The sequence below is a fragment of the Citrobacter sp. Cpo109 genome (assembly GCF_030332565.1).
Classification (GTDB): domain Bacteria; phylum Pseudomonadota; class Gammaproteobacteria; order Enterobacterales; family Enterobacteriaceae; genus Citrobacter; species Citrobacter portucalensis.
The window spans coordinates 40,089-55,747 of record NZ_JAOWHQ010000069.1 but is presented as its reverse complement, the minus strand read 5'-3'; the positions used below and the strand labels follow the sequence as shown (position 1 = coordinate 55,747).

The window sequence follows — 15,659 nt, the reverse complement described above, 5'->3', positions numbered from 1 at the left end:
GATGCGCCGGGCTTCCTTGCCCAACGCACCGAGGCTCGGGAGAAAAATCAGAAGTCGTAACTGACGGAAACCTTCAGCGTGCGCGGCTCACCCTGGAACAGATAAGTCCCGGTATCATCAATACCTGACCAATAATTCTCGTTGGTAACGTTATCAACCCCTGCACGCAAAATCATCTGATTCTGGTTTTGATTGAGTGACATACGGTAACGCACACCTAAATCCAGTGTGGTAAAACTGTCGAGTTTCTTGGTATTTGCCGCGTTGGCATATTGAGCACCAGAATGGTTCAGCCGCGCCGTCGCGGTGAGTCCTTCAACAGGTTTAATATCATATTCAGCACCCAGCACCGCATAGAAGTCCGGTACGCCGATTGCCGTCTTACCGTCGTTGACACCGTTTTGATTTTTACTGAGCGTCGCATCCAGCCACGTTGCACTGGCATTCAGCCGCAGTCCTAACATCGGCTCACCAAAAACATTCAGCTCCACACCACGGTTACGCTGCTCGCCGTTGATTGCGTAATACCGGGTCTGGCTATCCAACTGGGCGACCGGCATTTTGATTTCAAACAGCGCCAGTGAACCGCCTACACGTCCAAAGTCTGTTTTGACCCCAACCTCATTCTGTTTTGCATGGATGATTCCGGTGCTTTGACCGTAGTTCACTGCACTGCTTGGCGCGGTGCTGCCTGGCTGTAACGATTCGGTATGGTTCGCGTATAGGGAGAGTTCCTGCCACGGCTTGTATACAACACCGTACGTCGGCATCCAGCGGCTGTCGTCAAAACTGTTCTTAACGTTTTCAGCGCCAGTTTCTTTGTTGTAATCACGCACCACGACCTTTTGGTGGCGCGCGCCGACGGTAAACAGAAGCTGATCATCAAGCACACCCAACGTATCGCTGAGTAACCACCCCTGACTACGCGTACGTCCACTGGTTAGTGGATCGCTATAGTTGCCTCCCGTCGCCGTCACCGCCGGTTTTGGTACATTCTGTGTATCGTAGATATTGACGTCCGGGCGCGCGGCACGTGACCCCATGCGCCAGGCGATTTTGTCTTCTTTAGTGACGGCGGAATAACCTACATTAACCTTATGCGACACAAAACCCGTATCAAAATTCCCGCGCAGTCCTGCCATCCCGCTGAACGCATCAATAATACGATTGGTATCAAGGCGTCCGGCTTTCGCATCACCGGCCTGGTTGTATATTTCCGGAGCACTGTACAAGCCAATCTCATGCGCGTGCTGCGCACCTAAACCGGCATAAGCGGTCCAGTTCTCGGTCAGATCATATTCCGTGCGCGCCATCCCGAACTCATTCTCAATATCGCTATAACCCCATCTCTGGCTATAGTTGTGCGTATTTTTCGGCAGATCGGGGACAAATGGCACATAGTAAATATTGATCCCCATGTTGCCACCGTGAAACGTCTTTTTCTGATACCCAACGTCTAATGAACTGCGGAAACGGTCGCCACGGTAATCCAGTCCCAGTGATGCCAGCGTGGTACGACGTTTATCGTCGTCAACCGCCCCCTCCCCTTCACGATGCAACAGATTCACACGAGCACCGAACTGGTTATTGTCACCAAAACGGCGTCCGGCATCGAGCGACGTTCCCACCTGTGAGTCACTGGTGTAATCCATACCGAGGCGTGTGATCGGCGTATCGTCTGCATGCTTGGGTTCAAGATTAATCATTCCGCCAACGCCGCTACCGGCAGCGCCATTGAGTAATCCATTCGCGCCTTTAAAGATTTCAACACGATCGATCATCTGCGTATCCACCACCTGACGCGGCAGCACACCAGATAATCCACCAAAGGTCATATCATCGCCGTCAAGTTTCAGACCGCGAATACGGTATGTCTCTGCATAGTTACCGTAGCCTTGTACCGCCTGCACGCTCGCGTCATTGGCGACAACATCGGCAACGGTCTTAGCTTGCTGATCTTCGACCAGTTTTGAGGTGTAGCTTATAACGTTAAATGGTACATCCATGGCATTTTGCTGACCAAGCATCCCCAGCCTGCCGCCATTAGCAACCTGACCGTCGAGAAAAGCGGGCAGTAACGTATCTCCACCGGGTTTAAAATCACTTCTCTCTGCGGCCTGCACCACAATGGTCTCTTCTGCTTCCGTGGGGGTCTCAGCAGCATTCACCGTGCCGGAAAGCGCGCCAATAGTTGCGGCCAGCACAGTTTTTCTCATTAAGAGTGCGTATGTTTTAGTGTTGTCCATAGCCATGCCATTAAAAGTCTGACGACGTTGCCGGAGAGCCCTCCGGCAACATGTTGTTATTATTTATTCAGATCGATACGCACCACGTTATCTGGCGCAGAGGTGGAGTGGTCTTTATTAAATTTCTGTTTCACGGTAACAAACAGGGTTTGCCCATCCGCCGAGAGCAGCAGGCTGTTAGGGTTAGGCGGTAAGTCCCAGCTTTTCTTCACGCTGTAATCGGTCGCATTCAGGCTGAGTAATTTCCCTGAATCACGCTGGGTAATATAGATTTCGTTACGTTTTGCGTTGAATTTCACCGCCAGCGAATCACCCACATCCAATTTTTTCAGCAACTTACCGGTATGGATATCCAGCACCAGGGTCGTTTTCGCTTTCGAGTTGTCGGTGACAAACAGGCGGCCAGTTTGTGCGTCCTCTGCCATATTCAGCAACAGCGCAGGTTGTTCCCCCAGCGGTTGCCAGCGTTTTTCTACGCGCTGATTACGCGGGTTGATAACAAGAATTTCACCGCCGCCGTTAGCTGCATAAATTCGCTGCGTCACCTCGGAATAATGCAGTCCGGTCATCCATTTACCTGTATTTTTAATGCGGGTTTTTAGCTTCAGGGTTTCAGCGTCAACCACCCAAATCACCGCCGGATCCGCCACGGCACCAATATAGAGCAAACCGTTATGCAGCAGCACCTGGCGCGCACCATACGGGAAACCTTCTGGGTTACGTTCCGGGAACAGTACGCGATTTTTCACTTTGCCGTCAGCGGTATTCAGCGCGCTCAGGCCACCATCCAGTGAGTTGGTGACATACACTGTTTTACCGTCAGGCGAGATAGCCATACCAAAGTTTTTCATATCGGTATGACTCAAGCCGAGCGTTTTAAGCGTTTTTGGATCCAGCTTGTAAACCACGCCGCCCTGCACATCTTTAAATCCTTCGGCGCTGGCAACGTACAACGCATCCCCTGCCGGGCTAAGCGCCATTTCATATAATCCATCCGCCAGCGCGCGTTGTTGCACATCACTGACGGCAGGTTGCGCTGTTTTTTCCGTAACGCTGGCGTTGCTGGCTGGCGTGGTATGCGCCGCACAACCGCTTAACGCCGCAGCAATCAGCAATGCCAGCGCGGATGTTGTTTTTTTCATTGTCGGGATCCTTACCAGAAGTAATACAGGGAGTTAATAATAAAAGAGAATGAGAACTATACGCATTATCTTTACTGAATCAAGAATTATTACCCGAGAGTAAAAAACATGAAACAGAGGTTTGAATATGCAGACAGGTGCGCGCGACTTCCGGTTTTTCATAATTACAGTGAATTATTCTGGACGAAAAGGCATCGCAGGCCACAGAATGCGCTTTACTGTTTTTCTAACATTTTCAAACGGGTGAACCTGTTGTACTTCAGCCACTCGTTTTTTAGCCAGGCCAGGCAATGACTGTCATGAATAAGATCATCAAACGACTGGAAATCGTCAAAAGCGCTATTGAACTGGAAGATGAGGAGATTATTTTCCAGCAGGTGGCGCATCTTAAAAATGAGCCTTTGTCAGTCGTACCTGGCACCATTGTGCAGGCGATCGAAGAACGACGCTTTAGTGATGCCCTGCGTGAAATATCGGCCTGGCTGCAATCTCAACGAGCAGTCTCTACGTGGCAGGATCCAGCCATTGCCGCCAGTAAGCTGGAACTCAAAGCGCTCGAAACACAGCTGCGTGACCTGATCGATAAGCGCAACACGCGCATTCAAATCCTCGATGATTTCAACGATCTGTATCACCTTCGTCTTGGACCGCTGATGAGCCGCATTCTCGAACTGCGTAAACAGCTCGCCGCCAGCGCCCAGCGCAAACAGGAAGCAGAGCGAAAACGCCGGGAAAAAGACTATCAATCCTGTCAGCACTATATTTCCCAGGCTGTTGATCAACTGGCAAGGCTCAAGCAGCACTGGATGAACCAGAATTCAGATTCGCGCGAATCGGTGGAAACACGCCAACGTATTCAGCAGCAAACTGAACTGATTACCGCCCTTCTGGCGGAGATTCGTGAGCTGGAAAACGACTTTTCTCGCCAGGACGACAGCGCAACCCGTCGGGCACAGGAAGAGGCCAGCCATGAATATGATGAATATCAGGAGCAGCAGCAGGATGCACAGCATCGTTTTAGCCGTGACCAGCGGCTTTCCTCTGATGAACGTAATGAGTTAAAACGCCTGTGGCGTCAGGCCAGCCGTCTTTGCCACCCGGACGTGGTAGCCGATGATCTGAAAGAGAAGGCGCATCAGATGATGGTGCAGCTTAACCTAGCGCGCCAAAATGCCGATCTTGCCACCGTCCGGGCGCTACTGACTCAATTGCAAAGCGGCCTCGAACCGATGATGGCGAGTGACCGATTGAACGATTTGCAGCATTTACGCAGCAAAATACAGCAGCTCAGAGAACAAATTAACGCGCTGCTCAAAGAGATTACCGAACTGGAAGCCGAGAACGCCTGGCGGCTTGCCACCTCCGTGACAGATAAAGAAGCCTACTTCTCCGATCAACAACGGGCGCTTACGGAAATCCGCAATACGCTGGAACAGCAGGTGCATCAGGTAGAACAGGAACTGTTGGCGGGCTAAGCCCTATCAGCAATAGCAATCAGAAAAAACAACCTCTTCAAGTGAGCTTTTAAAATTAAGCACAAAAAGACAAAAATAGGATAATTCCCTAAAAAAATCACAACACTAAGAATTATCAACCTGAATACTCGAGTTTCAGGTCGATAACTGCAAATTTAGCGATACTTCTCTCTTCCCCTCGACGCCCCTTCTCTTTGTCCTGGTCTTGATTAAGAATTCTCCTACTCACCAGTCATCCCATTAAGAAAAACGGGTATCCATCTGAAATATAATGTTTTTCATGTAAATCCCCACCCCAATGGATAGGAATACCCTGCCTTTATAGAAATCACTCAATCATTATTCACGCGATTCATAAGCGAAATCTATCAATCATTTACGCAGAGCTGAAATAAACGATTTATCTTAAATTTTAACAAAGTGTAATATCTACTTTAAGAATAGTTAATGATTCTAATAAATACAGAAAATATCTGTTTTATCTGGAATTAATAAGGATACGTTCACAGCACAGAACGTTATACGAGATTTAATTAACATTTCACGCGTCGCAAGAAACTCTTTTTTAACCTACAAAAAGAGGCGGCTGCTTGCACCAAAATTTCAAGGAGATCGTTATGTCAAAGGCTATTTTTTTGGGTGACTCAATTTACCCTTGGCTAGGCATGCGAGAAATCCTACGTGGCTCATCATTATATATTGATATCGCGTATTACTCCTCCCAGACGCTCTCTGCTGTCAAAATGCTTCCTTATGAAACGGATTGCATCATCATTAATCCTGACAAATCAGATTTTTTAAAATATGCCAGGATTATCCGCAACATGGCTTTACGACCTGTCACCAAAATTATTGTTTTGGCAGATGAAGCTACTTTTACTCTTTTTCAAACCGTTTGTGGGAAGAACATGCTGTTTCTTGATCAAGATGCCAGTCTTGATCGGCTACACCATGCCGTTACACGTATCACAAAAAACAATAACCAACAAAATATCAAAGCATTACACAACAAGATCACAGCAAACGAATTCAACGTAATGATGATGCTTGCCCGAGGATGGTCACTGACACAAATCGCCGGGGCATCACAAAAAAGTGAAAAAACCATCGGGGCGTACAAAAGCAATATTGCCAGAAAACTCGGCAAAAATAACACCCGGCTCAAGTACACCATTTCCCACTATAGCCAGCCGTAACTGACTTATTTAAGGACAATTATCACGGTTATTATTTAAAAAGGTTTTCTTTCGACTCGCTTTTTAATTCCGCATCGCACGGAAGGAAACCCTATTCCCAAAAATCTATTACCGGGTAGCACATCCGCGTGCCAACCATAGCCAACAACTCAATGTATTAACACATGCATAACAGGAATGTAGACGAGGGTTATATATGAACAAAGTTTACAGCATTATTTGGAACGCGGCGCTCGGTATCTGGGTAGTCGTTTCTGAATTAACCAAAGGAAAGAAAAAAAGCAGCTCGCGTAAAACGGTTGCAGTATTGGCAGCAACGGCATTACTCAGCACCTCTCCGCTTGTTATGGCGGATAATACTGGCGATCATGATATTTCCGTTGATTATAACAATATTGTTATTCAACCGGGCACGAAGGACAACATCCACAATGATGGCTTCCTCTACCAGAACACCACTAACGGTGCAGTGTTAAACGTCACTGGCGCATTGCCGCAAATTGAACAAGGCCAAACCGGACTGGTCGAATCAGCGACTATTGAGCAGTTGCTAGATCAAAAGAAGATTACGCTCACAGCGAACATTGGGGGCGTTAGCACCCCGATTACCGAAGTTGAAGATCTGAAAAAGTATTACTTCAACCAGCCAACAACGACACCTACGCAAGATAAAGAAATTCCCATCATCGATCCTGCATTAGAAACCCCGGCGGCTATGCAGGTCTACAACACCGATGAACTGGTTCGTTATCTGACCGAAACTCCGTTAGATGGCATAACGTTAAATACCTATGACTCAACCCTTTCTAAAATCTACAACAACTTTGGCATTGCGCAGGCCAGCAACGGTTCGACGGCCAATCTGAACATTGGTAACGATCAGAAAAATGCCCGCGATGCAGAAAACACCATCAAACTCCTTGCCAAAAATAGCGCCTTGCTTGAAGCCAGCGGTACAGGCAGCAAGGTTAACTGGATTTCCGATAACTACATCTCTTTTGGCGCCGCTCCCGTCGTCCCGAACGAAACCTTTAACGGTTCTCAGACAATGGACCAGTTCGGCAAAGTATTGACTATCGATACCTACGGATTCGATAGCAACGGTGATGCAGTGAAAACCGGCACTCAGGAGTTTGATATCACCAATACTCAGGAACTGGGCGATCTTAACGACTGGCTGCTGGGCGAAAGTGATGCAACGGTTTTAAATTCGCAGGGGCAAAAGGTCAGTCAACTTCAGCTGATGCTGGATGCCAATCGCGGCACGATGTCGCTCAAAGACGTTGAAGATTGGTATGCGGATCTGATTAGCAGCGTTTTGCAATCCGATACCGTAACCGGCTCGGTTGATTGGCAATACCAGGTCTGGAAGGATGGTAAAAGCCATACCAATAACGCCACGATCGGTAATACCGAGCTGCACGCCGTTTACGCGCATGGCGCGGGTGCGACCGGCACTGTGACCAAAGATTCTGTGCTGGCGGTAGATGGCAGCATTAATGGCGTGATGAAAGGCGCAGATGGCGCTGTCATTACGAACCAGGGTTCCCTCAACGCACTGCGTACTTCCACAGGCCACAGTCTGGCGATTGGTATGCTGGCGGAAAACGCTACGGCAACCAACACCGGCACCATCAACTCCGGTTTGTTCATCGATAAAGATGGACGACAGTCTGTAAATAGCTACGGCGCTATCGGTATGCAGGGCAAAGGGACCAGTACTGTCACCAACGATGGCATCATAAACCAGGCTGTCACAACAGGTAACTATGGTACCGCCTCTGCGGCCAACCCCTGGGATACCAATACCACGGTAACAACGCCAATTACGCTGGCCATTGGGATGCTGTTGTCAGGAGACTCAACCGGGGTTAACAACAAAACGATCAATGTGGTGGACGGTAACGCCAACGGTGCCTCCTTCGGGAAAGGTACCGCTTATGGCGTTGAAGTGGCTGATAATGCCAATTTCACTAACAGTACTGACGCCACGATTTATCTCGGTCGTGATGGTTCTAACACCGCACAAGATGTAACGTTGACTGGCGGCGCTAACCTCAGCGCAGGTATCCATGTGCGCGGCGCAGGGACTGTGACTAACGAAGGCAAAATTACCCTCGGAACCGGCGTACGTAACGCAGCCGGCTTACTGGTCGCTGGTGCGAGCGGGAATGTTATCAACTCCGGCGAAATCTCAGTTAATGGTGCGACATCCGGACTGTCAAACTACGGGATGTCGGTGCATAACAGCGGCGCAAATGCTGGTCAAACTATTCGTAATGACGGCCAGATTAATGTTAACGGCAGAAGTAATATTGGCATTCATGTTCGTGCAGACAGCTCGGATGCCAAAGTCACCACCAGCCAGGCCGGTCAAATTACAGTGAACGGTGAAGGTAGTACCAACGAGCGTAACTACGCTATTTGGGTTGAAGGCTCCGCTGGAAAGCAGGCGATTGCGGATATCTCTTCCGGCATTACGCTGAAAGGCTCCGGGGACATCGGGGTGCACGTTCGTGGCAGTGCGACGGCGAATATCAATAACGACAGTAGCCCTGTATTTAACAACACCAAGCAGATAGGCTATTTTTTATACGGCTCCAATGCGGTCGCTAACATTGGCAAGACAGAGATGAATGATAATGGTCAGGTTAATACCACTATCTTCCGTGTTGCTGAGGGCGCCAAATTTGCCGGTAACAGTAAGGACCCCGTGAGCGGAGATTACTCCGATCTTAAACTATCACTCAGCGGTAACAACTCTGTTGGCGTACTGGGTACTGGGAAAGGTACTGACGTTGTCACCGGTGAAGCGACATTCAACATTGGGGGGATGGGCGCAACTGCCATTGTGATTGAAGGCGGTGCAAGCGGTAATATTAGCGATAAAACCATCATCAATTTGACCGGTGTAGGAACCACTGCCGGGATTGTTGACGGCAAGGCGCATAATTTAAACGGCTCAGAACAGGGTGAATCGGTGGAGACAACCCTCACCTCTGATGCCAGCATTACCTCTGAAGCTAGCGGCAACAAGGTTATCGCCTATGTGGCGAGGAATCTGGGTAACCTGATCCTCAACACCAAATCGATTATCGATCTGGACAGCGTAAACAGCATCGGCGTTGATGTGCAAGAAGGCGGGAGCTTAACTAACAACTCTTCCAGCGCCCTGCATGTCAGCAACGGTATTGGCGTACTGGCTTCAGGTGACAGCGCCCAGATAAAAAGACTGGGCCAGGTAGCCGTTGATGATGGAACCGCAGGGGTTCTGCTGACCAATGGAGCAAGCCTGAGTATTACCGGTACTACCGGCGATGCCATCACGACCAATGGTACGGCCGATGGTATTCGTCTCGATACGGGAGCCGGTAAGCTGTCTGCAAAAGGTGTGACTATCAGCGCGAAAGGGACTGGTGCTGGCATTCAAAACGATGCCAACAACACCGATATCACGCTCAACGACGTGACCATCAATGCCAACGATGGCCCAGGGATCCGCACCAGCGTGGCGCTGAATATGAAGGATGGGCTGAACAATATCCTCAACGTCAACGGGAAAGGTACCGGCTTTGCCTTTGAACAACGCAATGGCGGTTCGGTGACGGGCGATCTGACCATCGGCAAAGGCTATACCATTGAGGTACTAAACAGCGAAGGCAGCGGTATCCGCGCAAATACCAGCGGTCGTATCACCACCAATGCCGACATCAACGTGCATAGCAGCGCAGGCGGTTCGGCGATCATCGCGAAGAACGTCAGCGCGGTCACCAACAGCGGCAAGATTATCTCTGCCAGCACCACCTCGCCGGTGATTGACGCCAGCGGCGACCGCAGTAAAACCGTTACCAACAGGGGAACCCTGCAGGCTACCAACGACACGGCCGTAGCCATTCAGTCCGGTAAAGGCAATGACACCATTGATATTAGCGGCGGTGTGACCAGCGGCGTAATCAATACCGGCGAAGGCCGGGACACCTTTATCTGGAGTAGCGGCACCTATGCTGGCGAAGTGAATTTCGCCGGTACTGGCGGTAACAATAAAGCTAACATCGGCAATGTGACGCTGGATAAAACACGCCATATCACTACTGAAGCAGGTAGCGGCAACGCCCTCACCTTCACAGATACGAAAGGTGCGAAGATTGGTACGCTGGTGAGCGACAATCTGACCACTGGTACCAACATCGGCACCGGTTGGGATTCGCTGACCATCAGCGGCTCAAACGCAGATGTCCGCGTCGTAGAAAACCTGACGCTGGCAAGCAAAACCATTGCCGTAAACAATGGCGCAACCCTGAGCACCGGAGACCACGTCGAGCCGACCAGTACTGCCGCAAGCATTGGCGATTACAATGTTACGACCCAGGGCGCAGACAGCAAGGTTATCTTCGATACCCAGGGTGATGCTTCAGCGGCGCAAATTTATCGCGGTATCATCAGCGGTGACGGGAAGTTCGAACGTGCGGCGGGCGGTACCACGATCTTCACCGCTAACAATACCTACACCGGCTCTACCACTATCGCTCAAACCGGTACGCTGCAGTTGGGCGACGGCGGAAATACAGGCGAAGTCAGCGCCGTGTCAGACATTATCGACAACGGTATATTGGCGATTAATCGCGCCAACACCGTGCTGCTCAACGGCGTGATCTCCGGTATCGGCGCACTACAGCAAATCGGCGGCGGCATTACCCGTCTGAACGGTAACAACATCTACACCGGCGACACCACCGTTACCAACGGCACGCTGCTGGTGAATGGCGATCAAAGCGCGGCGCGCGGTGCCACCACCGTTAGCGGCACGTCCACACTTGGCGGTAATGGCACTATCGGCGGCAACGTGCTGATGAACGATGCCACGACCCTCAGCGCCGGTGACGGTGGTGCGGGTACGTTATCCATTAACGGTAATCTGCAGCTTGGTAGCAAAACGACTTCCGCTTTCGAACTGGGTCAGGCCTATACGCCAGGCGGCGCGCTAAACGATCTGATTAACGTCGCAGGCGATCTGCAACTGGACGGGACTCTGGATGTCACCACTTCACAGGGCGGTAACTTCGGACCGGGTGTGTACCGTATCTATAACTACGGCGGCACGCTGGATAACCAGACGCTGGAATTAGGCGCAATACCGGACAGCCAGGATAAGAGCAATATTTTTGTCCAGACCTCTATCGACAAACAGGTCAACCTGGTGAACGCCAACGGCGTTACCCTGCAGTTCTGGGACGGCGCAACCGTCAATCAGAGCCACGGCGCGTCGGGCATTGAAGGCGACAACAAAATTGACGGTGGCGATGGCAAATGGATGGCAATCGGCAGCCAGGGTGATAACAACTGGACCACCGCAACCGGTGAAGGTAACGCCCCTTGGGCACAGAAGTCCTTCGCCGTCTTCACCACCAAAGGCGGTACAGTTACCGTGGACAACGCCGCGGGAGAAGTTAACTTCTCCGGGGCACAGTTTGATGCCGATGGCTATGTCGTTAAAGGCGATGCGCTTAACGCGTATGCCACTACGGAAAACGCGACCCACGCAGGCCAGACGCCGGGAACTGGCGAACTGCTGCTGCGCGTTGGCGCCGGTGGCGCGGGGCAAAACTATACCGCGACCATTGAGTCTGTTATCCGCGAAGCCAGTACTGCTGACAAGCTGACGCTGGTGAAAACCGACCTTGGCCGTCTGATCCTCAGCGGCGATAACGAGTATCGCGGCGGCACACGCATTGATGGCGGCACGTTGCAGATCTCCTCCGACAGCAATCTCGGCCAGAGCGGAACTGACCTGGCAATCAATAACGGTTCAACGCTGCAACTGGGCGCGGACCTGACCAGCAATCGCACCATTGAGCTGGGAGCGAATGAGAACGCAGCGGTATTCGATCTCAATTCGCACCACTTCACGCCAACCGGTGAGATTACTGGCGACGGTAAACTGAAAGTCACCAGTAGCTCTAGCGATGCGGGCAGCACCTTGTCGCTCGACCGCGCAAACAGCTACAAAGGCGACACAGAAATTGCCGGTACCGGAAACGCCAACAATGTGACGGTCAACGTCAGCAAAACCGGAGCCTTTGGCAGTAACGAAAGCAGCACCGTGAACGTCAATAAGGGCGCGACGCTCAATGTCAGCGGGACAGATACCAGCCTGAAATCCCTGACTATGAACATCGCCGACAGCCTGTTAACGCTGGCAGATAACGTCACCGCAGCGAGCGCAATGCTGAACCTGACGGGTACGGCGAAAGCGGTGTTAACCAACAACGCCACCGCGGGCAACGCGACGGTTAACGTGTCAAAAGACAGTACTCTGGCGCTGGAAGAAGACGCCAGCGGCGGCAATGCCACCGTGAACAACAGCGGACTGATGACCTTCGCTGACCAGACGATGGCAGAAAATACCGTCGTTAAAAACCTGGCGGGCGGTAAGGTCGATATCAGCGCAGTCGACAGCGCAACATCGATCGGCTCGTTGTCCGGCGCAGGTAATGTCGAACTGGGCAATAAAGAGCTGTCACTGGGTAATCTGCATCTTGATGACACCATCAGCGGCATTATCAGCGGCAACGACGGTAGCCTGGTGAAAATCGGTGACGGTACGTTAACGTTGACCGGCGACAATACTTACACCGGCACCACGGACGTCAATGAAGGCATACTGCTGGTCAACGGTAATCAGTCTGCGGCTACCGGCCAGGTGACAGTGAAATCCGGGGCAACGCTCGGCGGTAACGGGATTATTGGCGGCGCGGTTGATGTGCTGGACGACGCTCATATTACCGCAGGTGCGGCCATCAACAGCGTGGGTAAACTGACTACCGGTTCGCTGACGCTCAATGATAACGCACAGCTGGATTATCAGTTTGGTCAGGCTTACACCCCGGGCGGTGCTTTCAACGACTTGATTGACGTAAATGGCGATCTGACGCTCGACGGTAAGCTCAACATTGAAACCTCACCGGGCGGCAGCTTTGATGTCGGCGTCTATCGCGTCATCAACTACACCGGCACATTGACCAACAATGTGATGGATATTGCTAACGCGCCGGAAGCGGCTGACAGCCTGTACGTGCAGACATCGGTGAAAAATCAGGTCAACCTGGTCAACCACGCAGGACTAACGCTGCGCTTCTGGGACGGCACCGGTGGTGAAAATGGCGAGCTGAAAAACAACGGCGTCATCAACGGCGGCGACGGTATCTGGCAATCCAGCCAGGGTAACGACAACTGGACTACCGATGAATCGACGCCGGAAGGCGCGCTGAACGCACCGTTTACCGATGCCGCGTTTGCCGTCTTCCAGGGTGAAGCAGGCAACGTGACCGTCGATAACAGCAAAGGCGACGTCATCATCAGCGGCGCGCAGTTCGCCACCGATGGTTATCGCGTGGGCGGCGAAGCCATTACCACCGATACGGCCAACACCCTGATTCGCGTTGGCGATGGCACAGTAGACGGCGCCAACTACACCGCGACTATCGACAGCGTTATCCGCGGTACCGGCGGCCTGAATAAAGGCGATCTCGGTACCCTCATCCTCACAGGCGACAACACCTACAGCGGTGGAACGACCATCACCTCCGGGACGCTGCAGGTAGCGGGCGATACCAACCTGGGTGCGGCAGATACGGGAATTACCTTTAATGGCGGTACGCTGAAGTATGGCGAAGCGTTTGATACTGCCCGTCAGGTGACGCTGGAATCCGGCGGCGGGACATTCGACACCAACGGGCATGACGTTTCTCTGCTGACTGAAGTCGAAGGTAACGGTCAACTGACCAAAACCGGTAAAGGCTCCCTCACCCTGACGCTGGATAACACCTACACCGGTGGCACCACCATCGAACAAGGCGTTTTACAGCTGGGTAACGGCGGTGATATCGGCAGCATTCAGGGGGATGTCGTTGATAACGGCGTACTCAACGTCAATCGTGGCGATACCCTGGCGCTGACCGGCAATATCAGTGGTAAAGGCCAGTTGCATCAAACCGGTAGCGGCATTACCGAGCTGCAAGGCGAAAACAGCTACAGCGGCGCGACGTTGATCGCCAACGGCGTGTTGCAAGCGGGTAATGCCAACACCCTGAGTAGCGCATCGCACCACTATGTGGTCGCAGACACCACGTTGAACACTCAGGGTTACAACCAAACGGTAGCGGGCCTGAGCAACGGTGGCGATGTCTCGCTCATCGGTCAGCAGACTGGCACAACCTTAACCGTCAAAGGGGATTACACCGGCGAAAAAGGGACTATCAACATGGCGGCTATCCAGAATGGTAGCGGCTCAGGCATTGCCGACCGTCTGATTATCGATGGCGGTAAAGCCAGCGGTAGCACGCTGCTGGATGTCGATGGTTCTGGTCTCGGTGCGCCGACCATTGGGGATGGTATCGAAGTGGTGACAGCGCTCAATGGCGCAACCACCACCGCACAAACGTCGCGGGATGCCTTCCATCTTGCCGCCGATCGTATGGCTGCAGGTGCGTTTGAGTACCAACTGCATGCGGGTAATGCTCAGGGCCAGGGTGAAAACTGGTATCTGAGAAGTGAATACCGTCCAGAAACCATGCTGTATTCTGGCCTCGCCAGCGTCGTACGTCAGGGTGATCTTAGCCTGTTGGGTAACATGCACCAACGTATGGGTGACGAGGTTAAACCGGGCATTGATGAAGACAATCGCGCGTGGGCAAGAATGATTGGCTACTCCGGTAAAACCAAACTGGATGACGCGGCCGGTACGCAAACCAGCTCCCATACCATGGGCATTCAGGTCGGCGTTGATATGTATGCTAACGAAAGCTGGAAAGCCGGGATGTATACCAGCATCCTTGATATCGACAGCAACGTGAAAGGCACGAAGACAGGCAGCGATGGCAAAGGCGGTAATATCGACGACAACGCATTTTACGTCGGCGGCTATGCTACCTGGTTCTCGGGTGACGGTATGTATGTTGATAACGTCCTGCAGTATGGTAACCATAAATCCCGCCTGGAGGCGACCGGTAACAACGGCTCGTATACGGTCAGAGGCAACACGCTGACGGCGTCGACAGAGGTAGGTAAATCGTTCCGTTTAGGTGCCAGCGCATGGAGTCTGGAACCTCAGGCTCAGTTGATCTACCAGTACAGCGACTTTGATAACAGCACGCTGGATGGTGTGACCCCAACGAAAGTGAAAATGGATACTGCGGATTCCTTTACCGCGCGTCTGGGCGTGCGTCTGGTCGCTGACTATGACACCAACCATGGCAAATTCCAGCCGTATGGCAGGGTAAACGTCTGGCAGGGTCTGGGTTCAAAAGACAAAACGCACTTTACCAATGCGGTAGCCACCACCACGCTGGAATCTTCACAGCAGTACTCCAGCACTGAAGTTGCAGCCGGCCTGTCATGGTCCATCGACAGAAACCTGCAGGTCTACGGTGAGCTGGGTACGCAATTCAGCAACGGCGGCAGTAAGTCGCAGGTAGAAGCGCCAGTCAATGCCTCTATCGGCTTTAAGAAATCGTTCTAAGCTGACATAAACTCACCAGCCCCCTGTTCTGCAGGGGGCTTTTTTTTGCCGTTCAAAGTCGCCTGATGCGCTACGCTTATCAG

5 protein-coding genes are annotated in these 15,659 nt (G+C 51.9%); 3 read left to right on the top strand and 2 right to left on the bottom strand.

Going from position 1 to position 15,659, the window contains the following annotated elements:
* Positions 1-47: 47 nt before the first annotated feature.
* Positions 48-2,246, bottom strand: a complete 2,199-nt coding sequence (locus OGY71_RS18210) for a TonB-dependent receptor (protein ID WP_063940742.1) — start codon at positions 2,244-2,246, stop codon at positions 48-50.
* A 59-nt stretch (positions 2,247-2,305) separates the two neighbouring features.
* On the bottom strand, positions 2,306-3,388 hold the full coding sequence (locus OGY71_RS18205) for a YncE family protein (protein WP_003831153.1): 1,083 nt from the start codon (positions 3,386-3,388) through the stop codon (positions 2,306-2,308).
* A gap of 299 nt (positions 3,389-3,687) precedes the next feature.
* Here OGY71_RS18205 and OGY71_RS18200 point away from each other — a divergent pair, with 299 nt between their 5' ends.
* The 3 genes from OGY71_RS18200 (at position 3,688) to OGY71_RS18190 (ending at position 15,576) form a co-directional block, all read left to right on the top strand.
* Complete coding sequence (locus OGY71_RS18200; RefSeq protein WP_063940743.1) at positions 3,688-4,863, top strand: coiled-coil domain-containing protein; 1,176 nt, start codon at positions 3,688-3,690, stop codon at positions 4,861-4,863.
* 617 nt (positions 4,864-5,480) lie between these two features.
* The gene (locus OGY71_RS18195) at positions 5,481-6,059 is read left to right on the top strand and encodes a helix-turn-helix transcriptional regulator (protein ID WP_008784033.1); all 579 of its coding nucleotides are present in this window, start codon (positions 5,481-5,483) and stop codon (positions 6,057-6,059) included.
* A 196-nt stretch (positions 6,060-6,255) separates the two neighbouring features.
* Entirely contained in the window at positions 6,256-15,576 is a 9,321-nt protein-coding gene (locus OGY71_RS18190; protein WP_286613525.1) for an autotransporter outer membrane beta-barrel domain-containing protein, read from the top strand.
* Positions 15,577-15,659: the final 83 nt, after the last annotated feature.